Annotated in this window: 28 protein-coding genes; 7 read left to right on the top strand and 21 right to left on the bottom strand. The window is 54.7% G+C overall.

All coding sequences use genetic code 11. The annotated features are described in order from the left end of the window. Positions 1-7: 7 nt before the first annotated feature. The 3 genes from A11A3_RS13965 to A11A3_RS17540 are packed head-to-tail and all read left to right on the top strand — an operon-like array spanning position 8 to position 2072. Entirely contained in the window at positions 8-277 is a 270-nt protein-coding gene (locus tag A11A3_RS13965) for a hypothetical protein (RefSeq protein WP_008929966.1), read from the top strand. Positions 278-300: 23 nt separating this feature from the next. After that, positions 301-1116: a hypothetical protein gene (locus tag A11A3_RS17810; RefSeq protein ID WP_157375731.1), complete on the top strand. Its 816-nt coding sequence runs from the start codon at positions 301-303 to the stop codon at positions 1114-1116. A 23-nt stretch (positions 1117-1139) separates the two neighbouring features. After that, a complete protein-coding gene (locus tag A11A3_RS17540) occupies positions 1140-2072 on the top strand; it encodes a hypothetical protein (protein WP_202802690.1) in 933 nt (310 codons plus the stop codon). 412 nt (positions 2073-2484) lie between these two features. On the opposite strand, the gene A11A3_RS13975 is transcribed toward A11A3_RS17540, so the two are convergent. The 3 genes from A11A3_RS13975 to A11A3_RS13985 are packed head-to-tail and all read right to left on the bottom strand — an operon-like array spanning position 2485 to position 3613. Beyond that, the gene (locus tag A11A3_RS13975; protein ID WP_008929969.1) at positions 2485-3108 is read right to left on the bottom strand and encodes a recombinase family protein; all 624 of its coding nucleotides are present in this window, start codon (positions 3106-3108) and stop codon (positions 2485-2487) included. Further along, positions 3105-3371 (bottom strand): hypothetical protein, encoded by a 267-nt coding sequence (locus A11A3_RS13980; protein WP_008929970.1) that lies wholly within the window; start codon positions 3369-3371, stop codon positions 3105-3107. The genes A11A3_RS13975 and A11A3_RS13980 overlap by 4 nt, the downstream gene beginning before the upstream one ends. Next, positions 3371-3613 (bottom strand): hypothetical protein, encoded by a 243-nt coding sequence (locus A11A3_RS13985; RefSeq protein ID WP_008929971.1) that lies wholly within the window; start codon positions 3611-3613, stop codon positions 3371-3373. The genes A11A3_RS13980 and A11A3_RS13985 overlap by 1 nt, the downstream gene beginning before the upstream one ends. Positions 3614-3862: 249 nt before the next feature. Here A11A3_RS13985 and A11A3_RS13990 point away from each other — a divergent pair, with 249 nt between their 5' ends. Further along, entirely contained in the window at positions 3863-4108 is a 246-nt protein-coding gene (locus A11A3_RS13990) for a hypothetical protein (RefSeq protein ID WP_008929972.1), read from the top strand. Between the two features lie 296 nt (positions 4109-4404). On the opposite strand, the gene A11A3_RS13995 is transcribed toward A11A3_RS13990, so the two are convergent. From A11A3_RS13995 to traJ, 7 genes are read right to left on the bottom strand one after another with little or no spacing between them, the layout of a single operon-like run. Beyond that, entirely contained in the window at positions 4405-7566 is a 3162-nt protein-coding gene (locus A11A3_RS13995; RefSeq protein ID WP_008929973.1) for a zincin-like metallopeptidase domain-containing protein, read from the bottom strand. Between the two features lie 3 nt (positions 7567-7569). After that, positions 7570-7812: a hypothetical protein gene (locus A11A3_RS14000; RefSeq protein ID WP_008929974.1), complete on the bottom strand. Its 243-nt coding sequence runs from the start codon at positions 7810-7812 to the stop codon at positions 7570-7572. 5 nt (positions 7813-7817) lie between these two features. Beyond that, on the bottom strand, positions 7818-9878 hold the full coding sequence (locus A11A3_RS14005; protein ID WP_008929975.1) for a DNA topoisomerase III: 2061 nt from the start codon (positions 9876-9878) through the stop codon (positions 7818-7820). Between the two features lie 19 nt (positions 9879-9897). Then, positions 9898-10434 carry a conjugative transfer signal peptidase TraF gene (gene traF, locus A11A3_RS14010; protein WP_008929976.1) on the bottom strand — a complete coding sequence of 179 codons (537 nt, stop codon included), beginning with the start codon at positions 10432-10434 and terminating at the stop codon, positions 9898-9900. After that, entirely contained in the window at positions 10431-12338 is a 1908-nt protein-coding gene (locus A11A3_RS14015) for a type IV secretory system conjugative DNA transfer family protein (RefSeq protein WP_008929977.1), read from the bottom strand. Before A11A3_RS14015 ends, traF begins: the two co-directional genes overlap by 4 nt. After that, positions 12335-14623: a TraI/MobA(P) family conjugative relaxase gene (traI, locus tag A11A3_RS14020; RefSeq protein ID WP_008929978.1), complete on the bottom strand. Its 2289-nt coding sequence runs from the start codon at positions 14621-14623 to the stop codon at positions 12335-12337. Before traI ends, A11A3_RS14015 begins: the two co-directional genes overlap by 4 nt. 31 nt (positions 14624-14654) lie before the next feature. After that, positions 14655-15026, bottom strand: coding sequence for a conjugal transfer transcriptional regulator TraJ (gene traJ / locus A11A3_RS14025; protein WP_008929979.1), 372 nt, complete (start codon positions 15024-15026; stop codon positions 14655-14657). 378 nt (positions 15027-15404) lie between these two features. On the opposite strand from traJ, the gene A11A3_RS14030 reads away from it, so the two are divergent. Genes A11A3_RS14030 through traM form a run of 3 tightly spaced genes read left to right on the top strand, consistent with a single transcriptional unit; the run spans position 15405 to position 17004 of the window. Further along, positions 15405-15842, top strand: coding sequence for a TraK family protein (locus tag A11A3_RS14030; protein ID WP_008929980.1), 438 nt, complete (start codon positions 15405-15407; stop codon positions 15840-15842). Then, positions 15842-16567 (top strand): PRK13886 family protein, encoded by a 726-nt coding sequence (locus tag A11A3_RS14035; RefSeq protein ID WP_008929981.1) that lies wholly within the window; start codon positions 15842-15844, stop codon positions 16565-16567. The genes A11A3_RS14030 and A11A3_RS14035 overlap by 1 nt, the downstream gene beginning before the upstream one ends. After that, entirely contained in the window at positions 16567-17004 is a 438-nt protein-coding gene (gene traM, locus A11A3_RS14040; RefSeq protein WP_008929982.1) for a conjugal transfer transcriptional regulator TraM, read from the top strand. Before A11A3_RS14035 ends, traM begins: the two co-directional genes overlap by 1 nt. Positions 17005-17059: 55 nt before the next feature. Here the strand turns inward: traM and A11A3_RS14045 are convergent, their stop codons facing one another. The 11 genes from A11A3_RS14045 to A11A3_RS14090 all read right to left on the bottom strand — a co-directional run. Further along, positions 17060-18304 (bottom strand): phosphoribosyltransferase, encoded by a 1245-nt coding sequence (locus tag A11A3_RS14045; protein ID WP_237738871.1) that lies wholly within the window; start codon positions 18302-18304, stop codon positions 17060-17062. Between the two features lie 105 nt (positions 18305-18409). Continuing rightward, positions 18410-18754: an IncP plasmid survival protein KfrB gene (gene kfrB, locus A11A3_RS14050; RefSeq protein WP_008929984.1), complete on the bottom strand. Its 345-nt coding sequence runs from the start codon at positions 18752-18754 to the stop codon at positions 18410-18412. A gap of 159 nt (positions 18755-18913) precedes the next feature. After that, on the bottom strand, positions 18914-19891 hold the full coding sequence (locus A11A3_RS14055; protein WP_008929985.1) for a DNA-binding protein: 978 nt from the start codon (positions 19889-19891) through the stop codon (positions 18914-18916). A gap of 142 nt (positions 19892-20033) precedes the next feature. Further along, positions 20034-20177 (bottom strand): hypothetical protein, encoded by a 144-nt coding sequence (locus tag A11A3_RS17815; protein WP_008929986.1) that lies wholly within the window; start codon positions 20175-20177, stop codon positions 20034-20036. Between the two features lie 80 nt (positions 20178-20257). Continuing rightward, positions 20258-21280, bottom strand: a complete 1023-nt coding sequence (locus A11A3_RS14060; protein ID WP_008929987.1) for a ParB/RepB/Spo0J family partition protein — start codon at positions 21278-21280, stop codon at positions 20258-20260. Continuing rightward, positions 21277-22035 carry a ParA family protein gene (locus A11A3_RS14065; RefSeq protein WP_008929988.1) on the bottom strand — a complete coding sequence of 253 codons (759 nt, stop codon included), beginning with the start codon at positions 22033-22035 and terminating at the stop codon, positions 21277-21279. Before A11A3_RS14065 ends, A11A3_RS14060 begins: the two co-directional genes overlap by 4 nt. Further along, positions 22035-22331 carry a transcriptional regulator KorA gene (locus A11A3_RS14070; protein ID WP_008929989.1) on the bottom strand — a complete coding sequence of 99 codons (297 nt, stop codon included), beginning with the start codon at positions 22329-22331 and terminating at the stop codon, positions 22035-22037. Before A11A3_RS14070 ends, A11A3_RS14065 begins: the two co-directional genes overlap by 1 nt. Before the next feature lie 118 nt (positions 22332-22449). Further along, entirely contained in the window at positions 22450-22800 is a 351-nt protein-coding gene (kleE, locus tag A11A3_RS14075; RefSeq protein WP_008929990.1) for a KleE stable inheritance protein, read from the bottom strand. 133 nt (positions 22801-22933) lie between these two features. Continuing rightward, positions 22934-23170: a stable inheritance protein KleA gene (gene kleA, locus A11A3_RS14080; protein WP_008929991.1), complete on the bottom strand. Its 237-nt coding sequence runs from the start codon at positions 23168-23170 to the stop codon at positions 22934-22936. A gap of 150 nt (positions 23171-23320) precedes the next feature. Beyond that, positions 23321-23575 carry a helix-turn-helix domain-containing protein gene (locus A11A3_RS14085; protein WP_008929992.1) on the bottom strand — a complete coding sequence of 85 codons (255 nt, stop codon included), beginning with the start codon at positions 23573-23575 and terminating at the stop codon, positions 23321-23323. Beyond that, the coding region (locus A11A3_RS14090; protein ID WP_008929993.1) for a hypothetical protein at positions 23568-24086 on the bottom strand (519 nt) is incomplete at its 5' end. The genes A11A3_RS14085 and A11A3_RS14090, both read right to left, overlap by 8 nt.

Consider the following 24086-nt stretch of genomic DNA (forward strand, 5'->3'; position numbering starts at 1 on the left):
GAACATCATGGCAGGACTTAATCAGACCAAAGAATTGCTTTCCATTGTTAGCAACCAGAAAAGCGGGGTTATTCCCGGCTGGATGGCAAAAGATGCTTCTAAAAAACTCGATGGCGACCAGCCTAATACTGAACGTGCCGAGGCCATTATTAAGAAGCTGAACGAAAGCGAAAACCACCCGGCTTTAGCCGCTAAAGTCCGGGAAGCTGAAAAAGAGATTTCCCAGCACAAGAAACTGAACCAGGACAAACCGCAAAAACGCGGTATGCGAATGTAGAACACCAGGGAGTAGGGGCGGATATGAGAATACCCACACCAGAAGAGGCAAGGACGGCACTCACACCAGACCAAATTGCGCACTATGAGAGCATAGGCCAAAGGCTACAGAGATCGCACGGCAAAACCCCGGCGGGGTTTTACTTGACTGGATGGCTCTGGAAGAACCTGGCCGAAGCTGAACGAATTGGCTGGAGTGAGTCTTTCATAAATGAAAGCTTGGATTCTGCTTATATTAGTCTGTTAAGCGATATAAAAGGGTTCATAAACTCTAAGCCAGCATATAAGGAAAGAAAAATGACAGAAACGATAACATCGGATATTCACCGGATTAAGTTCAACTCTAGGCAAGAGTTTGCTGAGTTTGCAACAAGGGCTGAAGCGCCGCGATACAGCGTTATTTGCTCTAGTTTTTACCGTGAACATCACTTGGTACTTGGAGTTGTGCCAGGCGAAGCTCTTTTCTCAAACAACCAAACGGCACTAAATAAAGTAGCTATTGCTTGGGATCGCAATCAGGTAAAGGTTTCACTTGTACCAACCGACCGCAATCCTGTTTATTGTGTTCCGTCCGATTGGCCAGATCATACTTGGCTTGTTACTGCTAACGAAGATTTTCCAGATGATCTTATTGAGCCAGTTTTTTCTATAGATGGGCCTTTATTATCCGCATCGCAGGAGAAGGCGGAAGAAATAGCTCTTGAACAACTCTGTAACCAGGACGAACACCCGCTACTTTTTATAGACAAGCAGGACGATATCGACAAAGAATTTTTGTCTGAAATTCTGGCCGATGATGCAGAAAAATCCTCTTGGGAATTTAACGAACAAAGCGTATGAGAAAACTTAGAGGTATCATTGACTTGCTGCGCCCAATTAGCTGGATTGCATTGGTTTCACTGCTCGCGCTTTCCAGCCGAGCAATCAGTTATGACTGGCTGTTACTGACCGCTTTGTGGCTTGCCCTGGCAGTCGCAGCCGGTGTATGGGCTATTCAGCAACCTTGGGTTAAGGAAGCCAAGCGGCCATTTGAGCGACACACCAGCATCGCGCTTTCCATCCTTCTGATACCGATCCTTGCCTATATTGTAGCTTTAGTATCTGGAGTCATCCTGGAGCGCATTTCTGCCGACCGCTACAACAATGCCCGCGTTGAGTTTATGACCGACCCGGATGGTTTCCCCTTCATCAAGAATTTCGCTCTAGAACACTACGGGGCACATGTCGTTCTAACGTCCCCCGTGTCAGGATGGGCAACCAGCTCTTTCCCGTTACCTCACGCAAGCGCGGCATTCATGGCTATTGGCCCTGGGTTCTGTGAGCTAACCTTGAACCCGAGGAACGTATTACGGGGGTTTAGTGGTGACGATCCCCGCCCCTGGGTTAAAGGCGTAATGATCCATGAACTTGCGCATTGTCTCGACATATCTAGAGATATGCCTTCTTTCACCAACAATAAAATCGGTATTAAATCAATTGCTCCCACTGCTGCTGGAAATGTCGTCGATCTGGAAGGTCACATTGAAGCAGCTAATGGGCTTGCAACCAAACGTTGGCGAGAAGCTCTAGCTGACGTATTCGCTGTGGGCTACTGGAGAATGGTGGAGCCTTCCGCCAATAAGCTTGTAGCCGATCTGAAAGAGAAACGGCGCAATGGGGCCACTGCTCACACAACGAGCTGCTGGATACAATATGCAGCGAACGCCCCCTTACCAGACAATCTTAGTAGCCTACCTTCATGGGCTGATGAAATACGAACCACGGCGCATTGCGCACTGCAACATAAAAGAAGTTAAAAATTCAAGATGTCGATAACGAAGCGACGCCAATTCACTGACAGCGCGATTAAACAGGCTTATGAGGAAGCCGGTAGCCTTTCCGGTATGGCCGAACGTCTCAATATCACATATCCCACGGCTGCGACGTGGGCACATGAACTAGGGCTAACCCTGAAACACCAGGGGTATAACAAGCCGACACTGGAGATAACTGGCTTACAGTGCCGCCATGCGCGGGAATACCTTGGATTAACGCGGGATATGTTCTGTGCAAAATCCAAAGTAAGCAAAACGGCTATACGCGAGTTTGAGCTAGGGAACTCTACCTTGCGAAAAGGAAATATGGACAAAGTAATGAAATTATTTAGGCATTACCGCGTCACATTCAATTCCGATGGCACATTTGAATAAAGCCCCAAACGGGGCTTTTTTATTGGCCTCTTTCTTTTTGGTGCTTGGCCCAAACAAGTTTAACCTGACTTTCACTACAACCGGCCAGCCGTGCAGTTTCAGCAATCGTATGGTTAGGCCGCAGCTTAGCGATAAGCTCATGTGTTTTGTGGTCAGCCTTTCGCCCACGGTACTTGCCTTTTTTCTTCGCCTGACTGATACCCTGTCGTTGGCGTTCCCTACGGTCCTCGTAATCATCGCGGGCCATTTGCAAGGACAGCTTTAAAAGCAGCTCCTGAACGGCCTCCAGGACGATCCTGGACACGCCTTCGGCACCGGCAACAAGGTCGGTCAAATCGACAACGCCGGGCACGGCCAACATAGCCCCCTTGCCTTGTATCGTAGCAATCAGGCGCTCCGCTTCCGGCAGTGGCAAGCGGCTGATACGGTCTATTTTCTCCGCAATCACCACGTCCCCAGGTTGCAAGTCCTCGATCATGCGCAGCAGCTCGGGGCGATCTGCCCGCGCTCCTGACGCCTTCTCTCGATACACTCCGGCCACGTAGTAACCGGCAGCCCTGGCGTCCAGAATAATCCCCTCCTGGCGTTCCAGGTCTTGCGAGTCGCTACTGACTCGCAAGTAAATCCGGGCATTCTGTGTCATTTTTCAGACTCTACCAAGAAACAATCCCCGGTAATGGTGCTTCCTTTCGGGATCATCACCCGTCCTTGTCCTTTTTGTTCTTCAAAATTCAACGCTTCTCCATTGGACCCCTTTAGCTCACAACCCGAGTTATTTATTCGAATGACAGAAAAATCATAATCCTTTTTGGCGTCCTGCTCATGCTGCATATAAGGCGGTAATATCACCGCGACACCAAGGGCCACTATTGAAATAACAAGGGCTGTAATTCCTAGCTTATTCATTATTCCTCTTCCTCTTGGTCTGCCCGGTTATAATCGCCGTTATCATCCAGCACCTTTTCTATAGCTGCTTTTAGTTGAGAAAGGTGCTCAATTGCTACCTTCAATTCTGATACCGCCCGGTCGTCCAGAACCTCCCAACGCTCCCACATAAGCTGAGCAGCCCGCGCAACCTCATAGCGGCCATCTATGTATTCGGTTCCTTCTTCCAGGACTTTTTCAACGCTTGGCACGTAGTAATCCATTTTACTCCCTCTTTAATTGGTCAAATTGGGTATACTCTATTTGACTATTATAGACCGATGGGCCAATATAGACAATCAGCAACTCTATTTGGCTAGTATTTTTTAGCCAACCCAAATTAACCAAAAGAAAGGAAGCCATTTTATGAAATTGAAATTTGTCGCCGCTTGCTCTGTTGCTCTAAGAGATGTGCTTGATCAGCTTGCTCAAGCATTCCCTAATCGCTGATTGGAAAACGGGAGAATCGATGCATGAGGGACTACTTTTTGATGAAACGCCAAGTAGAGAGCCTATTGGTTGATGGACCGCTGAATACCTTTTCCGCCCGCGTGGCTTTTTTGATTCCGATGATTCTGTTCGCAGTTGGTGCAATTTCTGTCATGTTCTTCGGTGCCAAATACACCTTCAGTCAATTACTGGTAGGCATTGGTGTTCTCTTGTTTGCAGCGAGTTGGTTGCCGTTCGCTTTTCAGAAGCCAAAGGTCAGACATAAATAGATGGGAAATTCGGACCGTATGTTGTGGCGTGGTAATAAAGTTGGTAACAAGATAATAAAGTTGGTAACTAATCACGTAAGTGGTTGATGTTTCGTTACCCACGGGCAGGAATGGGCCTGAAAGTTACCATCTTTATTTTTTCGCCCAGACGACGCTACGGGGCTTCCAGCGCGATTTAGTTACCAACTTTATTATCAGACCACATATGTTTTTAACAATTTTACTTGGGATTATGGCCGCCCTGGAAGAATGAAAAGCCCCGCACTAGGCGGGGCTTTTTGTCACGTTTACCTCTCTTAATATCCAATACGGGCCGACCGTTTTTGTTTTTGAACCTGTTGTTCTACCTGCTTCTGCTCGCGTTTGCGCTCCGCTTCCTGGACAGCTTTGCCAACCGTAGCCCTCACCTGGCGTTCAACCCCTTCACGGCCAAGGCTGCTCTTGGTAGCCAGGTCGTTGAAGTCGGTGTGCTTCTTCATGTGATCCAGGGCGGCCAACTGCTCCTTGCTGAGCAAGGCTTTCTGTAGGTCTGCCTTGCGCTCTTCGGGTGCCGTCTCCAGGGCCTTAGAGGCCCGCAAGTGTTCCCGGTAGCTTTGGGGAGTGATAGGGGCAACGCCAGCCGGATACTCTGCTTCTCCTGGAGCAAACACCGGGAAGGCTGCCTTGCCGCCGACCGCCTTGGCCGCTTCCTGTGCTTTGGTCTTGCCTGGATTCGTTCCTTGGGTCAGCTCCTGGTGCCGATCATCGTCACCAAGGACCACAACGGGCTTATCAGGGAACTTGTCATGCAGGGCTTTCGCTACGTTGGGCAGATTGCCGGAATCGAACGCGGCCACGGTGGCAAACCCCAACGCCTCGGCATTGGTCGCCGCGGTCGCATAGCCTTCCTGGAGAACCAGGGCCGGGGCCGCTTCTAGGGCCTTCATGTCACCGCCAACGATGTGAAAGCAACCTTCCTTGCGTGAATCCTTGGCGAAACGTTTGGTGCCGTCCTCCTGGATGTACTGCATGGTCCACTGCTTGCCATTCTCGTCATGCGCGGGAATGTAGGTCTTTTTGCCTTCGGCATCGGTTAGAACGCCAGGATGGGGCTGGATGCCCTTATTTTGCATGTACGGCGTCTGTTCGGTGGCAGGCACCAGGTTGGCCGTCTGCTTGCTGACGCGCTCCGCTGTGGCTTCCTGGGTCCGCTCCAGCTCTGCGGCTCTGGCTGCCAGTTTCTCGGCTGCTTCGGCCTGGAGTTTGGCTTTCTCTGCTGGATCGAGCGAATACCCCTTAGACTTCCATTTCATATCAACGCCGGTACGGTTGTTGGAAATGTAACCGGCAGGGTGGCCGTCGAGGTGGCCGACATAGAAGCCAGCTCGCTCGCCCTTTTTATCGCCTTCGACAGATACGCGGTGCTTTTTCCCGTCCATGATTGGATGCTCACCGCTGACAACGCAGCCCAAGGACTTCATGGCTTCCGCAAACTCTTCACGGGGTGACATGGCCGGGCCTTGTTGGCTCTTGACGTTATCGGGCATCCAGCGGCTTAGGCGCTCCATGTCGCCTTGAGGTCCGACATACCAGGACTTGGCCGCCTTATCCCATTTCGCACCGGCAGCCTTCGCAGCGCCGCGCTCACCATACGGCACAGCCAGGTACTGCTTTTGCTGTCCTGCGGTTTGAGTCTGGCCTTGTTCCTGCTGCGGGCGTTGTTGCGCCGTGGCTTCCTGAGCGGCCCCCTGGGACCATTTGGCAAAGGGGGCAGTGTCTACGCCAGGCGGAACAAACCAGGACTGTTGTTGACGGTCCCAGCGTGCTCCGAGGCCCTTTGCTTCGTCCTTCTCGCGGTATGGGACATTGATATAGGTTCGCTCCTGCTTCTCTGGCTCTGCCTGAGCCTGCTGGCTGTCCTTCACCTGCTGGGCCTGCTGCCGTTCGTGTTCGGCAATACGGCGCTGCATATCGCTGTCATTGAGCGTGGCCGTTGCTTCTGCGGTCTTGCGAGCTTCTTTAGCCGCTGAAATGTCGTCGTCCGTGCTGTTCGGGTCCAGACGCACGCGAGCTTCATTCACCCTGGACAGCTTGGCCGCCTGTTCGTGCTCGTTGGTTTCGGACAGTGCATCAACCAGCCCTAGCAGGTTCGCCAGCTCGTCGGCTTGGTTCTGGCTGTTGAGATCCGCAACCCATTGGTGCATCCCGTTTTCATGTTGGGCATAAACACCCCAAAACTCGGGTTCACGGCCAACCGCGTGCGCGGGTTCTACGAACTGTTCCCCGCCATCCTCGATGACCACGTTACCTTGAACTTGAACAGCTCCGTTCCAGTCTGCCGGTAAGTCAAAGCCGAGTACCTGCCGGGCTGTTTCTTCAAATGCCTGGGCGTCCGTTTCTCCGGCAGCCAGGCGGCGACGTTCGTTAGCAACCTGGTTGATTGCCTGGGAATCTTCTTGTGATAGCGCGGAAAGCAACTGATCGCGCATCTGTTGGTTGTTGGTGGGTAATTGCATCCCGGCCTCCTGTGTTTGCTCCGGGGCGGCCTCCAGCTTCTGCGTTTGGGCCTGGTCTTGCTCCTGGACTAGCTTTTGTTCAAATGCCAAAACGTAGTTCGACATTTTCTCTGCATCAGACGTTGCGCGGAAAATCTCCAGCGGGTCATCCTGGAGCGCCTTAATCCAGGAACCTACATAAGCGGCGTGCTGTTCTGGATCGTGACCAATTCCCAGCTCGTCCCCCATGATCAGGCTAAAACACTCCGCCTTCAGCTCTTCCTTGGCGTACCCTTCCGATCCGAAAGGATGGGCCATATCTCGGTCAAGCCGTGAGCTGTGGCCGGTCCAGTGCCCCAGCTCATGCAAGGCGGTTGCATAGTAGTTATCTGCGGTCGGGAACTGCTCTTTATCGGGCAGGTGTATGCTATCGGTCGCAGGACGATAGAAAGCCCGGTCATGCTCGCCGTGACGAATATCAGCGCCTGACGCCTTCAATATATGTTCGGCCCTCTCTACTGCGTCCCAGGTCTGCGTTTTATCTTTCTGCTCCAGTGGGGGCATACCGTCTATTTGCTCGCCGTTGAAAACGGTGGCAAAGAACACGCGGGGGCGCTCTAACATGACGGTTTCTTTCACCGGCTTGCCTTGTCCATCCAGGACAGGCTTGCCGTTGTCATCGAGCTTGTTTTGTTCCTCGGAAAACTTCCAATACTGAACCGGCGTCCCTTTCTCGCCCTTGCGGACCTGGGCACCGGCAGCCTTGGCTTGCTTGTAGGTCATCCAGCGATTATCGCCGCGCCCCTGGGCCATTAGGTGAATGGCGTTGACGCCTTTGTAACGCTTGCCAGTTGTCGGGTTCATCGGCATGAAGCCTTGGGAACCTGGTTCCCAAGGTTTTTGCCAAGGTGCGGTGCCTGCTTTGAGCTGTTCAATCAGGTTTTCCGCTACTGTTTCGTGAAACGGTTTTTTGTTGGCAGCCATCGGTTAGCCCTCCTTGTCATCCCCTGGCACTGTTGCATCCACAAGGTCCGCGTCACTTTCGGCGGCGTCCTCTTCTGACAGTGCATCTTCAACAAAAGCCCCTACGGTTTCCGCCTCGTCCGGGTCGAACTCGGTTTGATAGCCAGGGGTCATTGCGTCATCCAGCTTTTCGCGCAAGGCTTCGGCTGCGTTCGCCTGGTCGTCAAAGGTGCTTTGTTCCAGGTTGTCATTGGTTTGGGTAGTCATGGGTATTACTCCTTGTCGGTATTGTTGCGTCCCTTGCTGTAGTTGGGACGGCCTTTAACATCGGGATAGGTCTGCTTGCAGGTCGGGTAGTTGGAACAACCCCACCAAAAGTGACCTTTCTTCTTTGGAAGCGGTCGGCGTGACAGGCCAGCGCCGCACGACATGCACTTGAATACATCAGAAACCGGGGCGGCCTCTTTGCCCCCTGCAATAGAAACCGCGCCGTCATTGGCCTTGGCAACCTGGTCCCTGATAAACGCCTCTTGCTTGGTGATGAACGCGGCCAGCTCGGTCTTGCCGGACTCAACGCTTTGCAGCATTCGTTCATAAAGGGCAGTGAGAACGGGGCTTTTGACCACTTCCGGCAAGGCGTCAATCATGCTTCGCCCCAGGGTGGTACTGATAATTTGCTTGCCCTTAGTCTCCAGATACTCACGGCGCTTCAATTCGGAAATGATCGAGGCCCGCGTTGCTTCGGTGCCGATCCCGTCACCTTCGCGCAGCATCTTCTTGTGCTGTGGATCAGTGACAAAGCGGTGAATGTTGACCATTGCTGTGATCAACGTACCTTCGGTAAACCGCGCCGGGGGCTTCGTCTTGGCGTCCCTTCTCGCGGCTTGGCCGCAGGTAATCGCGTCACCTTGGCCCATTTTGGGGAGTGACTGGCTTTCGTCGTCCTGGTCGCCCTCGTCCTCGTCTGAGTTGTCCAGGTACACGTCATGCCAGCCGCTTTTCGTGACCACTTTGCCTTTCGCGCTGAACGTCTCGCCTTCAACATCGACGGCAACGGTCGTGCTCATGAATTCATGGATCGGGTAGAACTGCGCCAGGTATGCCCGCACCACCAGGTCATAGATATTGCGCTCTTTGTCATTGAGCTTGTTCAAATCGCCCTTGTGCATCGTCGGGATAATCCCGTGGTGCGCCGACACCTTCTTATCGTTCCAGGTTCGGGACCGAATGCTGGTATCCGCACCGTCAACAATGGACGCCAGGGCGGGGTTCACCGCTTTAACCGCAGCCAGCACGTCCGGGGCATCGGCAAACTGAGATTCCGGCAGGTAGGCACAGTCGGTTCGCGGGTACGTGGTCAGCTTGTGCGTCTCGTACAACGACTGACAGGTTTTAAGCACGTCCTCGGCGCTGTAGCCGAAGCGCTTGGACGCCAGGGCGGTCATGTCGGAAAGGCTGAACGTCAGCGGGTGGTTTTGCTTCTTGGCTTCCTGCTTGTACTCGCTGATTGAGCCAGGCTTGCCGGTGAGTGATTCAACCAGTGCATTCGCAACAGCAGTGTCTACAAGCCTGCCCTCGGCATCGAGGCCCGCTTGATCTTCTTTGGCCTTCCAGCTCGCCCAAAATGCTCCGTTCGGGTGTTGGATTTCGGCGCGAATAGTGTGGAACGGCACCGCCTTGAATGACTCAATTTCGCGGTCCCTGGTGACAACCAGGGCAAGCGTAGGGGTTTGCACCCGGCCAACCGTCAACAACGCCCTGGAGCCACCCCGTTGCGCTCTCAGGGTGTACGCTCGGGACAGGTTCATGCCAATGAGCCAGTCAGCCTTACCGCGCCCTTCGGCAGCGTCTGCAAATCCGTGGTACTCCTGGTTATCCTTCATGCTCGCCAGCGCCCGCTTGACGGATACCGAGTCAATGGCGTTCGACCAGTAACGAATCACCGGCTTTTTGTTGTTGAAGTGCTCCAGCAGTTCATCAACCAATAGCTGGCCCTCGCGGTCGGGGTCGCCAGCGTTCACAACTTGCGATGCGGACTTGAGCAAACCGCCTATAACGCGAACCTGCTTCTTGGCGTCGTCTTTCGGCCTCAAAATCCATTCATCAGGGATGATTGGCAGTTCATCGACACGCCAGATTTTGCGGCCCTTATCATTGGTGGGCACATCATCAGGGGTGTATTCGTCCGGGCCTGCTTGCTCCAGCATGTGGCCGAAACACCAGGTCACTTTGTCACTGCCGCACTCAATGTACCCGTCACCCTTTCCGGTAACGCCCAGCTCGGCAGCAATGGCTTTTGCGACCGAGGGTTTTTCTGCAATAAATAGTCTCATGGTGGTTCCCTCCCCTTCCCTACCAGGTAATAACCGGACGAATGACGCTCTTAACTTGCGAGCGACTGACTGGCCCGAAGTAACGACCATCAAATGAGGTATCGCTTACATCGGACATAAGCAGCAGCTCAGAGCTGCCGAGTGTGTATTGATCGGATTGATAGCGCGGCAACTCCCGGCCAGCCGAGTCGGCTTTGATCGGCTTGCTGTGAGGCAGTAATTGCCCGTCAACAGCAACACCGTTATTCGTTACCGTCACCGTGTCGCCTTTAGCGGCTAAAATTCTTTTCATCATGTAGCCGTAGTCACCAGGGCAGAAACCTCCAGCGATATAGTCACGCTCTCTGGCTGTGGCGAAAACGCTAACGTCAGGGGGGCAAAACAGGACATAGGCCCCCTTCTCAATTGGTGCGTCAGTCGTCCAGTAAAGCCCGACCGGAATGCTCTTGGTGGTGTTGATACGCGCCCCGGCTGCGTAGCTAATGGCTGCAAGGGACATTGCCGCGACACCGGCAATAGCAACTCCGGCATAGATGCGTTTCAGACTGATTTTCATATTGTCACCCCCTCGCCTTCCGGCTCCGCGACAATGCGCAGCTTGTCACTGAGTTTCGGGGCATCAACGCTTGCGCGGGCCTGGAAAACAGGGTCTTTGAAGTAGAGCGGTTGCTTGCCATAAACAGCGGGATAACCCGCGACGTAAATCACCATGTCACCGGCTTTCTCAATGTCACCGGCTGCATTCTTTGTCGGTCCCGGCATACGCAGGCATTCATCAGGGGTCAGCAATGGGCGCTGTACTTCCTGAATGGTGCGAGATACCTGGCCGAGCATGGCTGACGTGCGGCGGCCACTGGTGGTGATCTGCTCTTTGACAACAGTGGTTTGCCCGGTCAGACGCGACAGGTGTTCCGCTGTTTCAATTCGGTTCGGTGGGTAGGCGTTCTGAACGTGGCAGTTCGACGTAATGGTTTCATCGGGACCATAGCCAGTTTCACGGCTTTTGAGCTGGTTCAAGTCCTGACAAATCAGGTAACACTTGATGCCATAGCCCGCGACAAATGCCAGCGACTCTTGCAGGATTTCCAGCTTACCCAGGCTTGGAAACTCGTCCAGCATTGCCAAAAGTCGGTGCTTGTAGTGCGCAACAGGCCGCCCCTTCTCGAACGACATTTCATCTGCCAGCAGGCGAATAATCATGTTAGTCAGCACGCGCACCAACGGGCGCAGACGGGCCTTGTCGTTCGGCTGAGTCACGATATAGAGACTCACAGGGTCATCGTGATTCATCAGGTCTTTGATACGGAACTCAGACTTGCTTACGTTCCGGGCAACCACGGGGTCACGGTACAAAGCCAGGTAAGACTTGGCGGTTGAAAGTACCGAGCCGCCTTCTTCTTCGGGGCGGTCCATCATGTCGCGGGCTGCGGAACCAACCGCTGGATGGTTCTGGCCGTCAACATGGCCGTAAGTCGCCATTTCCATCCAAAGCTCGCCAGTGTCGCGCTCTGGATCGGCCAGCATGGCATCAACAACCGGCAGGCTGGCCGGGGTGCCCTCGTTCTTCGCTTTGTAAAGCGCGTGAAGAATGACACCCACCAGAAGGGCGTAGGACGTTTTCTGCCAGTGCGAATCCATGCCCTTACCATCAGGATCAACGATAAGCGTTGCCAGGTTCTGAACGTCCCCAACTTCGTATTCAGTGCCAATACGGATTTCATCCAGGGGATTCCAGCAGACGCCCCCATTGCTCGATGCAGGCTCAAAACGCAGCACCTTATTCTTGGCGTGCTTTTGCCGCCATCCGGCGGTCAAAGCCCACAACTCGCCTTTCAGGTCGGTTATGACGGTGCTCTGAGGCCACGAAAGCAGTGTGGGAACAACCAGGCCGACACCTTTACCCGAACGGGTTGGGGCATACGTCAAAACGTGCTCAGGGCCGTTGTGTCGCAGGTAATAGAACTTGCCGTCTTTATCTTCCCAACCGCCGACATAAACGCCGGTTGAAGTCGGGGCGTCTTTGCCCGTCACAACCTCCAAAGCTGTGCGCTCACGCGGCAGCAAGCCCGCTGCCTGAATATCCTTCTTCTCTGCCCAGCGGGCCGAACCGTGCAGATATTCGCTGGCTTTGGAGCTGTTCGACGTGACTACCTTGGCAATGGCAACACCGAGCAAACCAACAGTCGTAACAACCATGCCGATACTGCCAGACCGCATGAACTCGTCGGGGTAGAAGCTGTACCAATCACTGGCCCAGCTCAGAATTGACCAGGGCGCATAGACGTGATTGATATGGCCGCCAAGGTTGTCCTGGTAGTTGAATGTGTATGCGAAGAACTGCGTTGCGGCTTGCAAGCCACCGAGGACGGACACCGCGCCCAGGGCTGGCAATAGCCGTTGCTTCTTCGGTTTTCGGTCGCGCACCTGCGGGCCGACCGCGTTGTTTATTTTTGGCTTCATCTGCTCCTTCCTCTTGATCTCTTGAGCGAACCTTGCGGAGTGACTGTCACGGCTTCACCGATCCGAACGCGCTTCATGCGCTGTGCCGTGGCCTTGTCGATTGGCAACACCAGGACTTCATCCCCACGATTTAACAGGGCCAATGATTGCCCCTGAACATTCCGAGTGCCGCCATAAGTAACCGCACCATCCTGATTAGTATATCGTGAATGCTTCGGTATATCGAAACCTTTTAGGCGCTTCGCCTCCCGCTCGGCAATGTATTTATCTGCTGCACTGGCCTTATCAGCCGCTATTCCTCCTGACCCAGAAACTCCCCATCGCAGTTGGTTATCTGGTTTGGCTCCTTGGTGCTCCAGCTCACCAGGAACATTACCCGGCAATAACACTTCACCTCCTCGGGCGAAGCGAACCACACCGAGTGAGGACAGCGCTCGCAGACGGTTTTTTGCGAAGGACGGCGGCTCTCCTCCAATGCCTGTAACGTGGGGCTTGTTGAGGACATGGCGGCCTCCATTTCCGGCGTCATTTCGACGGCCTGCGGCGGCGCTGCCGGTGCCTGCTGACGGTCCTCGTCCTCGCTGGCCGCCTCCGGTTCGGCTTGCGCCTGCGGCTCGGCTGTCGGCGGCTCCGCGTCCTCTTCCGGCGTCGTCGGCAGCTCCCCGTCCAGGGCGGCCAGTGCCGCGTCTATCAGCTCGTCCTCGCTCATTTCCTCTTCTGGCTTGTTCGTTTCGTCGGTCATGACTGTTCTCCTGTTGCAATAGCTGCTGTCTGCGGCGCTCCAGGCCCGCATCAGCAAAAGTGATTGGTAAGTTTGAGGTGGCGGCAGCGTGGATTACCTGCGCCTTGAATTGAGGCGAACCATTAACGGTGATCCGGTTTCCATAGCGTTCCATCGCCATGCGCAAGGCTTCGGTCACTGCGTCACCAGTGGCAGCTTTGGAAACCTGCAACTTGTCGCCATCGTCACGGACGGCACTGCTGGCCGTGCGAAAAATGATGGTGCCTTTTTTGGTGATATTGTCCGTAACAGGAGCATGTCCCGGCTTCGCACCACCTTCCCCCTTGATGGTGTCGCCCTGGAGTCCTTTGGCTTGCTCTCGCGCCCGCAACGCCTCCAGCGCCTTCTTGTCGCCGTCGAGCGCCTGTTGTTTCAGCCAATCCGCCCAAGCTCGCCGCTTGTACTGTTCGTACAGCTCCTGACGCTCTCGCTTGTGCTCCTTGTTGATCGACTGAATTTCATCTTTCAGCGCCTTATGGGCTTGCGCGTACAGTAGTTTTTTGGAAAGGCGATCCCCGCCCATTAGCTTTATGGCTGAACGGCGTAGACGATTGGACCGCTTCGCGGCCTCTATCCGCCGATCCTTCCTCCCCCTGGCGTTATCCCATTCAACCTTACGCGCAGCGGTCAGGTTCTTTTGTTCTTCCTGATACCTGGCGTACAACTCGGTTGTGTTGACCTTGAAGCGTGTAGGGCGCTTGTCATATCGGCGCTTTGCTTTCCTCTCGGCTTGCGCCTCTGTTTCCTCAAAGGCACCAAGCCGGGCTTCCAACTTCGGCTTGGACAAGTCGCGGGCGACGGTGCTGGCCTTAACCTGCGTCCCGTCCTCCGATTCGATGACAAAGCCATTGGCCCGCTGGCGAATCTCTAAACCGTTATCACCCATAACCTGGTGCAGCTCTTCCCAAGTCTTGGCCGTTCGGATTTCCTCCAGGCACTCCCGCTTGATCCAGCTCACCAGGCTTTCAATGCCTGCGTGCCGCTCCATGTCCGACGCCCGCCCTTGGGAAACACTTTTGCGCCCCTGGTGGTTATCCTTCTGCAAGCCATATTCATCTTCGAGCGCGTCACACAATCCGCCAAGCGTCCTATAAGCCTGATACGGCTCGTGCATCGTGTTCCTGGTCGGATGAATTTTGTTGATTGCGATGTGAATGTGGACGTTATCAGTGTCGTGATGAACAGCACTGACCCGTTGATGGTCCGCATAACCAAGCCCAGCACAAATGCGCTCTTCTACCGCTTTCAGAACGCCATCTTCTGGCTTTTCTCCAGCCGGGAAGCTGACTATCAGGTGGTATGTTTTGTCGCCCTTAGCGCGGGTATTGGCCTGCTGCGTGGCAAGCACTTCACCAATCACGGCCTGCATGGTGTCGGCCTCGCAATTAGTCGCGTTCACCAGGCCAAGACGTTCGGTTTTGCTTTGCTCGTCGGTGATGTACTTCACCAACCCAGCAAAGTCGGATTTTTTCAACGAGCGCATAGGGACGTGCTTTGCAATCAAAAGCCACCCCCTGGAGTTTTAGCCGCTAAAATCATAGCTCCGACCTCGGCATGACAACCTTGGTCATGACCTTGCCCATTTCCTCCTGCGTCGCCTCAATCTTGCTGAGCACAGCAAGGATTGTTGACTGACCGAACTGAGCCGTTCGCACGTCATCCGTTAGCCATAATTTCAAGAGGCCGCCCAAGCGGCCAAGATCGCCGTTTATCCGGGCTAACTCCCGTACCTGCTCATAATCGACCACTCCCTTGATTTGGTAGCCCTGACCGACCTCGCGCAGATAACGGGCAACACTCATGCCCGCCCGAGCCGCTTGCGCTTCGATTGCATCTTTCTCGTCGTCAAAGACTGGCACCCGCAAATGATGTGAACGCTTTTTGCCAGACTTCTTTTCCTCACTCATTTATATGCACCTCTCTATCAACCGGCGGTAGCCGGTAGCCTCGCAGAGCAGGATTCCCCGTTGAGCGCCCCCGGCGCGAATAAGGGGAAGTGAAGTTAGGTAATCGGCTCCGCCGATTAGCTAACTTCACCTATCCTGCCCGCCTTACGGCGTTCATAACACCAAGGTAAGTGTACATCAACAATTTCGATTTAACCGCTATTTTTGCGCAAATTTAGCGCTATCGCACAAACGATATAGTGAAATTTGCAGAAAACGGCCTATAATGGCAGCTAGAAGCGCTCTAGTAGCGATAAAACAGCGCACTTATAGCGATGTAATGAATAGCGCCGCAGTGGTAAATTGGCACCCAGGCAGGTAACAGATGGATACAAAGGCATGGCAAAAGCGAGAAGCTACACCGATGAACTGGCAGAGTGGGTGAAGAAACGAGACAAAACACGCACACGGCAAGATAAGAACGTAGTGGCTTTTCTTGCCGTTCGAGATGACGTGAAAGAAGCGATAGCAGCAGGCTATGCGATTAAAACGATATGGGAGCACATGCACGAACAAGGGAAGATTGCCTATCGCTACGAAACCTTCCTAAAGCATGTGAAGCGACATATCAAAGAGGCCAAGACTGACAAGCAGCCAGTTTTAGCCGCTAAAAACGAGGCCGCCGCCAGTGCCGCCAATAAGCAGCCCGACAACAAACCGGCAACTGCTGCACCAAAGGCAAAAGGCAGCGAGGCCAAAGAAAATGAAAAACCGCAATTACCAGGTACTGGCGGTTTCAACTATCAAGCAAAACCCAACAAAGAGGATTTAATCTAATGGCAAAAGTGCATCTTGTACTGCAAGGAAAAGGCGGCGTCGGCAAATCCATGATTTCCGCTGTTATCGCCCAATACAAGGCAAGCAAAGGTCAATCACCTTTGTGCATCGACACCGATCCGGTGAACGCGAGCTTTGAAAGCTACAAATCCCTGAACGTCAAACACCTTAATATCCTGCAAGACGACGAAATCAATAGCAGGACGTTTGATACCCTCATTGAAATGATTGCAGCCAGCAAAGATGACGTGATCATTGATAACGGGGCCAGCTCCTTCGTTCCCTTGACACACTACCTGATCTCGAACGAGGTTCCGGCGCTCTTGCGGGATATGGGGCATGAAGTCGTCCTTCACACCGTGATCGCAGGCAGCTCGTCGCTACTGGATACGGTCAACGGGTTTTCGCAGCTTGCAAGCCAGTTCCCGGTTGAATCGCTTTTTGTTGTGTGGCTAAACCCGTTTCTCGGCCCCATCGAACTCCAGGGCAAGAGGTTTGAGCAGATGAAAGCCTACACAAACAACAAAGAGCGAGTTACGGCCATTATCGACCTTCCGCGACTCAAGGAAGAGACCTATGGCCGCGACTTCTCGGAAATGCTCGAAAATCGCAAGACGTTTGCCGAAGCCCTGGAAGATGAATCGCTCACCATCATGACCAGGCAGCGCCTAAAGATCGTTCGCGGCCAAGTGTTCGGCCTGCTGGATAATGCGGCGGTGCTGTAATGTCCGATAAGATCGAGGAAACCATTAAGGAAATCGCGGCCAAACACGGCATAGCCGTTGGCCGTGATGATCCTATCTTGATCCTGCAAACAATCAACGACCGGCTAATGCAGGAAAGCACTGCCGCCCAGCAAGCCAACCTGGACGCCTTCAAGAGTGAACTGGAAGAAATTGCGCATCGGTGGGGGGATGACGCCAAAAACAAGGCCGAAAGGACGCTGAACGCCGCTCTGACGGCCAGTAAAGAGGCAATGGCGGCCACCATCAAAGAAAACGCCAAAGCCACGGCAGCAGCAGCCAGACAGCAAGTGGAAGAAGCGATTGCCCAAGAACTCAAGCCGTCGATCCGTGAGGCTCGCCGGGTGTCTTACATGAACCTGGTTGCGGCTGGAATGGTCGTTTTCGCGGCGGGCCTTGCGTTATGGGCGTCATGGTAGTGGTAGGAGTGATGGTGGCAAGACAAAAAAGCCCGGCTATGCCGGGCTTTGCTGTTTACTGGGGCGGGCGATTCAACCCAAGGGATAGCCCTCTGCTCTTCTCCTGGGTCTGCTTTCGCTCCTGCTCCTGCTTCTTCATTAGCGCCTGGTGCTGTCGCTCGGCCTGCTTCATCGAATCCCAATCCGCAGCCAGCTCGGGGTTTTCTGCCCGCATCTTCCTGGTTGCCAGCTCTTCAACACGCGGCGAATGCAGCCCCATTCCCTCCTTGATCTCCCTGACCGTCTCCAAGCGAGCGTGAAGCGTCTGGAGCCTGCCTTGCTGTTGCGCCTGTGACGCCTGCCAGGCTTTGCGGGTTCCGGGCATAGACAGGAAACCAGGGCGATTTGACTGCGTTTGCTGCAACCGGGCTTGCTGCCGGTTGATCAGGTTTTCTAGGCGATCCTCGATGCTTTCAACCTGGTCATGCTTGGCCTGGACATACATGGCCAGGGTTTCCTGATAGCCCTGCTCAACGGACGCCCCTTCAATCATGGCCTGCTGCTCGACCTCCAGGCCCTCAGCCGCCGAAACAAGGCTTTCTCCGGTTACGCCCGAACGCCCTGCGCTTTTAGAGCGCGGCGGCGCTTCAACTCGATTCGCGCCCAAGCGCTCGATTCCTTCATGTCGCGCCGCAGCGATTCTTTCTCGGATTGCGTCAACGCTCTTGGCTGATTTGAGGTGTCCAGCTTCACCTTGTGTGAGTTTGTCGGTTCCATAACCAAACGTCTCCTGCCAAAATTGATTCATACTCGGGCCATGCTTGTTTTCAATGGCTGCTAGCATGGAAGGCTTAACCGGCAGGTTAAGCGCTCCTTCATGCGCAGTCATTACGGAAGCGGCAACCACTTTGCCGCCCCGGTTCTCCACATAGCCCCGCAAAGAGGCGACCGTTCCCCCCATTGCCAAGGTGTCGTCAACAACCAGGTACTTTTGACCCTGCTTAACGTCACCCTCGAATGTAGGATTGAACGCCAGGCGATGGTCAGCCCCGGTATCAGTTCGACCTACCTTGTCACTCTGGATAATGCCCAGCTCAACGTCCAGCCCCAACCTATCCGCAAGCGCCTCGGCCATTGCCAACGGTATTTTGTTGTTGCCAGCCGACTCAACAGCCAAAACCGGCAGCACCAGGGGCTTGCTGTCCCCTATTTTCTCCTTGATCTGCTCCACCGTTTCATCGGTGAGAAGCCTATCCACTAACTCGATGGCGGCAGGCATGTCGCCAGACTTGGCCGCCTGGTACTCGGGTTCGTTTTTCAACGCGCCCAAGCCCCCGTTTCGTATCACCTGGGGGAAGTCGCCCCAAGGGGCACGCTCCCCGATCCCTAGCTTACTCAAAGGCACCTCCCGTTTTAGCCGCTAAAACTATCGGGAGCGTCCTCTACTGAGCTTGACGGCCTGGGCGACTATTGCCTTGCCCTGGGCGTCGTAGCTAATGCTTTTTGCACTCCCAATATCAGGTACTATATCGAAATCTGACTTAGAGTGCATGACAAAGTTTTTGCCTATCTGCTGGTAAATTTTGTTGTTATCGGCATGAACAATCACGCCATCATGGCGCTGCGACTTATCGGCTTCCTTAGCCATGTAAAGGTTGTATATTCCGGGCTTTAACGCTCCCGCCTTATCAACCTTCTGATTAGCCCATGCGCCACTCTGGTCGGTCTGAACGATCCTTTGACCGTTCATAACCAAAAGGCGTTGCTTCATTTGCGGCGCTCCTTTGTGTTTTCTCTACTACTACAGGTTGTAAATCCCCCGCCCACAAAAAAGCCGACCTCGGCTACCAAACGAGGCCGGCTTGCGTTCGGCCGGGAAAATCTGTCAAGGATGCCTTTAATAGTACGGTAAAAAACCCGATTTATCAGTTTATTTCTGCGAACCGGCGTCCTTCTCCCCGCGTGAAAGCGCAATTTCCAGCCCCTCAACACGCCCGCGCAGCGCCGCCGCCTGCTCTCTGGCCGTGCCAGCCGCCTCCAAGGCAGAATCACGCTCTTTGGTTGCCTTCTCGACCTCACCGGCCAATCCAGCAAGTTTTTCCTCGGCTTGCGCCAGTTTGTACTCCAGGGAAGAAGTTGCAGCAGTCAAACGCTCGACTTCGGACTGAGCGGCTGCCTTGGCCTCCTGGGCATTCTCCAGCGCCTTGCTGTGTTGCGCTCGCAGGGCCTCGATTTCCTTTTGGTGCTCCTTGGCTGCCTGCTTCGCCTCGCCTTGAGCCTGTGCCAGCTCGGCCTTGTGGTCCTTGGCCGCTTTCTCGGCGGCGGCCTGGACTCGATCCAGCGCCTGCCGGTTCTTGTCTGCCTCTCGGTGTGCTCGATCCAGCTCGGAACGCAAGTCGCTGGCTCGCAACTCCATTTCACTACTACGCGCCTCGGCGGTAGTAGCTCGTTCACTGGCCGTGGTCAGCTTGGCTTTCAGCTCGTCAACTTCCGCCCGCAGCTCCTGGGCCACACCCTCCAGGCTCGCAACCTGGTTGCGCGAATCGTCCAGCTCTGCCGAAAGCTGGTCTGCCAGCTCGACAGCCTCCAACCGGGATGCCTCCATTTCCAACCGTGCGGCCTCCAATCCTTCGCGCTCACTGGCAAGGCGACCGTTCGCCAGCTCCAGGGCGACACCCCAAATCTCGGACCCAACCTCTGACAACTTGTCCATGACGCCAGGCGGGGGCGGCTCCTGGATCGGCGTAGCATCAGCGGCCTTGGCCGCCCTCCATTCCTTCATTGCCTCGCTGATCGTGGTGTAACTGCCGCCGTCCAGCGCCTTGCGTACCGCTGCAAGGGTAGGGTTCTGACCGGCAGCGTCCAGCTCGTCGGCCACCTCGAAAATCTGCTCTTTACTGATTGCCATAATGCTTGCCCTCTGTAGTATGTTGTATTGTGTATTATACTACAACATACTACAAATCTAAGCAAGGCCATATTTCAACCAGGCAAAAAAAGCCCCGCAAAGGCGGGGCAGGGTGGGTGTGGTTCGTGGCCGTATCGCGCTGTCACGCGGCAGCTTCGGCCCTTTGCAAGTGATCGAGGACGTGGGCCAGGTCGGCCATTGTCATCAAGGGAAGGGTGAATGATTTCTTCTGCTCCAGGGCGGCGCGAATCCGCCCTGCAATCATGATACAATCGCTGCTACTCATCGCTAGTCACCTCTCAACTGGTTAGCGTGGGTTCCGCCCTGGATACGGTGGCCGCCGTGCCCAGGGCTTTCTTTTTGGCGTTAAGCCCCGTCCATCACAGCCATCAGCTCGACCGTGCCCAGGTCCGCTTCAAACTCGTGCCCGTCGTCCTCGTATTTGATCCAGGCCCAGCCATCAGCAGAAGGGCGGCGGTTTAGCATCAAGCGGCCCATACGTTCGTCGTGCTTGACCATGACAATCGCCTTTTTCAGCTTGTCCGGGTCTTGTTCCTTCGGCTCCTTCTTCGGCGAGGTGTCGGCCCCTTCCTCTTCCTGGTCGTTGTCGTCTTCGGCATCGGTTTGGCCGGTGAAAGCATCAACCGTGTTCGGGTCGCGTTCCTCGTCCTCATGCTTGCGCTTGTCGTCCAGGTACTCGCGCAGCAGCTTCACCGATCCGCGTGTTAGCTCCTGGTCGTCATCGCTCAACCAAGCAACAACCTCGTCCGGGTTCTTCTTGTGCGCCTTCACCAGCTCGTTAATCACGGTCACGTCATTGACGCGGCCAGAATTGAAAGCTTCGGCAAGCGGCTCCGGCAGGTCCAGCAAGGTGACGTGCTGACTCACAAATGCAGCGGATTTGCCGATAGCTGACGCAATTTCACCCTTCTTGACGCCCTTTGCCAGCTCGCGGCCAATGTAATCGGCTATCTCGCGGGCGGTCAGCTCATTGCGTTGCAGGTTCTCAATAACCTGGTCCGCTTCGTTGTAGTCGTTGTCGATAAACGCCGGGATAGTCTCTTTCTCAGCGATTCGACTGCCACGGTAGCGACGGGCACCGTGGTTGATGATGAAGCGCCCCGGCTCGTCCTGGTTCTCACGCACCGAAATCGGCGTTTTAACGCCTCGATGCCGGATGGTGGCGGCCAGCTCTTCCAGGCTCGCTTTTGAAAAGCCCGGATTGTCCTCTGTGCGCGGCTGGTTTGGATCTTCATCTATCAGGTCCAGGGCCAGCTCCAAGGGGCCAGCGCCACCCTTGGTGCCTTCGGGGGCGTTTAGAAGGCCAGACAGGTCGCCAATGCCCTCCAGTCCCAGCCCCTCCATTTTCTGTTCTTTTTGCGCGCTCATGCGGTGATCTCCATTTTTGTAAACACAAGGTCAGCCAGAGCACGAACTTCTTTCGCGGCTTTTCTGGCAGCCGTTTTTTTGATTTTCCAGACCGGCACCCCGGAAGCGAGAGCGTCCGCAATGCTGCTACGCAGGCCGATTGAAGCCGGAATGATAAGCTGCGGATATGCCTTCTGGAGTTGTTCCAGGTGGCGACCGTGCCGGGGGTTTCGTCCGTCTACCTTGCTCGGCACCATGCCCAAGAATTGCAGCTTAGGGTTAGCCTTACGCACGTTCGTAATGGCCGCGTTCATCTTCTTGATGCCCTGAATTGAGTAGGCTTCCAGCTCGATAGGGGACAGGACATAATCCGCCGCTATCAATGCGGCGGCCATACTGACGCCAAGGGAAGGGGCCGTGTCGATCAGGCACACGTCAAAGCCTTGCTCTGCCAGGCTGGCAATACCTGCCCTGAAATGCTCACCCGCACGGCTCAGGGACATGGTTTCCATGTTTGCCAGGGCGGCGTCAGACTCGATAAGAGCCATGCCAGGCGCGTCCTCTCCGTTCACAACATCGAACGGGCCGCCATTGAAAAAATTGCTTGCTACAACACCTGTGCGGAACTCTTGGAGCGTATAAGAGGCGTTGCCCTGGGTATCCAGGTCGATCACGGCAACCTTTTTGCCGCGTTCGTAGAAGTCAAACGCCAGATGCACCAAGGTTGATGTTTTGCCGACGCCGCCTTTTTGGTTTGCCGTGACCAGTGTTTTCATTACGTGTCCCTTTTCTTCTTGGCGTCCTCCGCCCATTTCTTGACGATAAACGCTTGATGTTCCGGCAGTATTGCCGTGACTCGCTCGAACCCCTCCGGCGTCAGCGCCTTGTGAGCGTCCCAAACTCTCTTGACGGCCTGATTGACCGCCCCTTTTGTCACTCCCAATAACGCCACAAACTCGGCTTGAGTTTTCCCCTCCACCAATACGCCATGCGCTATTTCGAGCGTTTGTTGCCCGACTCCCAAGCCCTTGATTGCAGCTTGAAATTGAGACTCCGTTAGTTGTTTCTTCATGGATTGCACCCATACCAACCCCACACCCTAGTTGTTGATTGAATGGCGGTGACAGCCGCCGAACACAACAAAAGTATAGCTATACTTTCAGTACGGGTCAACACTTTAGCGGCTAAAATTAAACGCCTTTGGGTTTGTAGACAGAAACAAAGTAAGTGAGCAGGGTCAGCACGGCGAAATGGGCCAGGAAGGTCCAGCCTGCATGTACCGCTGGATCATTCCAGTAGTACACGGCACGGATACCCTGAAAGAAAACGTCGATAGAGATAACCCACTTCAGCAGCGGCCACACCAGGACAACCGCAATCCATACCCAACGCAGAATAGCCGCCAGAACACCCCCGCCTTTCGTCGGATCGCTCTGCGGCTTACGCGGCTGCTGGCTGGCCTGCGCTTTCGGTTGCGGGTCCGGTGGCCCTGAATCAGTAGGGCCAGCTTTCGGAAACTTGATAATGTTTGACTTTGACATATTCTTGACCCTCCACGCCTTCCGTGCTCCAATTATCTATTGCTCTTCAAATAGGGCCACACCCTAGAGAGCATTGGTTTCGGTGTGACAGCGCCGGGCCAAGCGCCCCGGTCAAGGCCGGGGCGTATCCTTCCTAAAAGTCAGCCCGGTTTTTTGCCTGTTCTACGGCCTCGATTGACCATTTCCCCTTGGCGTCACCTTCCAGTTTAAGACTGGCAAAATAAGCCTCTTCACGCAGCTTGGCCGCCCGTTGCTCCAGTTCCTGAGCTTCTGCCATCTTGTCCGCGATAGTGTCACGGCGAGTGGTGAAGTCGGTCGCGGCCACGTTCGGCAGGGCATCGACCCAAGACATGATTTTGCTGGTAGTCATCGGTTTTCCTCGGTTATTGACCTGGGCGGTGTGCCCGGCCTTCACTTAATATATTAGGGCAAAATGCCCTAAGCTGTCAAGCGCAAAATCCGATTTATCGAAACATTTTAGCGGCTAAAATCACAATTCCAAGCATTTCCTTCCTGGCGTTCAACCTTCTTCCCAAATCTTGCCAAGCCCGGCCATGTCGCAAAGCAACGCCCACGCGGCATAGGGAATATGTGTTTCTTCCCCGATCCAGCGGCGCACCGTTCTATCGCCCTTTTGCCCAAGCCCGACCTTTTTAGCAGCTCCGCCACCTGTAAGCCCGGCAAGCCGCAGCACTTCGCGGATTTCATCGCCTGTCGGGCGCTCCCACTTTTCAGCAGGGCGCAGGCATTCCAGCCTGATATTCGGATCACTCATTGTTTGTCTCTCCTGTGTCTATGACGGGGCGCAACTGATCAAAGCTGTAGATCGAATGCACCGATTTAGGGTTGTACTGGACCACGCGCCGCCCGTTACGATTGATACGGTACTTTATAGGCTCGTCGTCGTGTGCCCACACCTGGGAAGAGTTGGGGGACAGTTTCGTGATAATCACAAACTTGCCTATGTCCTTCTCAAATACAGGGTGATGGACGCTAATAATTTCGCACCGTTGGCCCGGCTCGAAACGCCTTGTTACCTCCCTGGCGTTCAGGTTTGCGGCCTTGGCCGCCGTTGGTTCGGGGGTTGTGGCCTCCTGTTCCACCTCCGGCAGCTCCTTTGCCGGTTTCTCTGCCTCAATCCTTGCTTGCGCTTCCTTGGCCCACTTGCGGGCAACAAACGCCTTCTGTGCGGGCAGCACAACGTCTACAAGGGCATAACCAGGGGGTATGTCCAGGGTCGCCGGAGAACGTCGCGCAGGCGGCTCCAGAGAAGCCATAGCGGCGGG

The organism is Alcanivorax hongdengensis A-11-3 (assembly GCF_000300995.1).
Classification (GTDB): Bacteria; Pseudomonadota; Gammaproteobacteria; order Pseudomonadales; family Alcanivoracaceae; genus Alcanivorax; species Alcanivorax hongdengensis.

Coding starts and splice junctions, on each gene's coding strand:
- A11A3_RS13965 (WP_008929966.1), top strand. CDS start 8: ATGGCAGGACTTAATCAGACCAAAGAATTGCTTTCCATTGTTAGCAAC.
- A11A3_RS17810 (WP_157375731.1), top strand. CDS start 301: ATGAGAATACCCACACCAGAAGAGGCAAGGACGGCACTCACACCAGAC.
- A11A3_RS13975 (WP_008929969.1), bottom strand. CDS start 3,108: ATGACACAGAATGCCCGGATTTACTTGCGAGTCAGTAGCGACTCGCAA.
- A11A3_RS13980 (WP_008929970.1), bottom strand. CDS start 3,371: ATGAATAAGCTAGGAATTACAGCCCTTGTTATTTCAATAGTGGCCCTT.
- A11A3_RS13985 (WP_008929971.1), bottom strand. CDS start 3,613: ATGGATTACTACGTGCCAAGCGTTGAAAAAGTCCTGGAAGAAGGAACC.
- A11A3_RS13990 (WP_008929972.1), top strand. CDS start 3,863: ATGAGGGACTACTTTTTGATGAAACGCCAAGTAGAGAGCCTATTGGTT.
- A11A3_RS13995 (WP_008929973.1), bottom strand. CDS start 7,566: ATGGCTGCCAACAAAAAACCGTTTCACGAAACAGTAGCGGAAAACCTG.
- A11A3_RS14000 (WP_008929974.1), bottom strand. CDS start 7,812: ATGACTACCCAAACCAATGACAACCTGGAACAAAGCACCTTTGACGAC.
- A11A3_RS14005 (WP_008929975.1), bottom strand. CDS start 9,878: ATGAGACTATTTATTGCAGAAAAACCCTCGGTCGCAAAAGCCATTGCT.
- traF (WP_008929976.1), bottom strand. CDS start 10,434: ATGAAAATCAGTCTGAAACGCATCTATGCCGGAGTTGCTATTGCCGGT.
- A11A3_RS14015 (WP_008929977.1), bottom strand. CDS start 12,338: ATGAAGCCAAAAATAAACAACGCGGTCGGCCCGCAGGTGCGCGACCGA.
- traJ (WP_008929979.1), bottom strand. CDS start 15,026: ATGAGTGAGGAAAAGAAGTCTGGCAAAAAGCGTTCACATCATTTGCGG.
- A11A3_RS14030 (WP_008929980.1), top strand. CDS start 15,405: ATGGCAAAAGCGAGAAGCTACACCGATGAACTGGCAGAGTGGGTGAAG.
- A11A3_RS14035 (WP_008929981.1), top strand. CDS start 15,842: ATGGCAAAAGTGCATCTTGTACTGCAAGGAAAAGGCGGCGTCGGCAAA.
- traM (WP_008929982.1), top strand. CDS start 16,567: ATGTCCGATAAGATCGAGGAAACCATTAAGGAAATCGCGGCCAAACAC.
- kfrB (WP_008929984.1), bottom strand. CDS start 18,754: ATGAAGCAACGCCTTTTGGTTATGAACGGTCAAAGGATCGTTCAGACC.
- A11A3_RS14055 (WP_008929985.1), bottom strand. CDS start 19,891: ATGGCAATCAGTAAAGAGCAGATTTTCGAGGTGGCCGACGAGCTGGAC.
- A11A3_RS17815 (WP_008929986.1), bottom strand. CDS start 20,177: ATGAGTAGCAGCGATTGTATCATGATTGCAGGGCGGATTCGCGCCGCC.
- A11A3_RS14060 (WP_008929987.1), bottom strand. CDS start 21,280: ATGAGCGCGCAAAAAGAACAGAAAATGGAGGGGCTGGGACTGGAGGGC.
- A11A3_RS14065 (WP_008929988.1), bottom strand. CDS start 22,035: ATGAAAACACTGGTCACGGCAAACCAAAAAGGCGGCGTCGGCAAAACA.
- A11A3_RS14070 (WP_008929989.1), bottom strand. CDS start 22,331: ATGAAGAAACAACTAACGGAGTCTCAATTTCAAGCTGCAATCAAGGGC.
- kleE (WP_008929990.1), bottom strand. CDS start 22,800: ATGTCAAAGTCAAACATTATCAAGTTTCCGAAAGCTGGCCCTACTGAT.
- kleA (WP_008929991.1), bottom strand. CDS start 23,170: ATGACTACCAGCAAAATCATGTCTTGGGTCGATGCCCTGCCGAACGTG.
- A11A3_RS14085 (WP_008929992.1), bottom strand. CDS start 23,575: ATGAGTGATCCGAATATCAGGCTGGAATGCCTGCGCCCTGCTGAAAAG.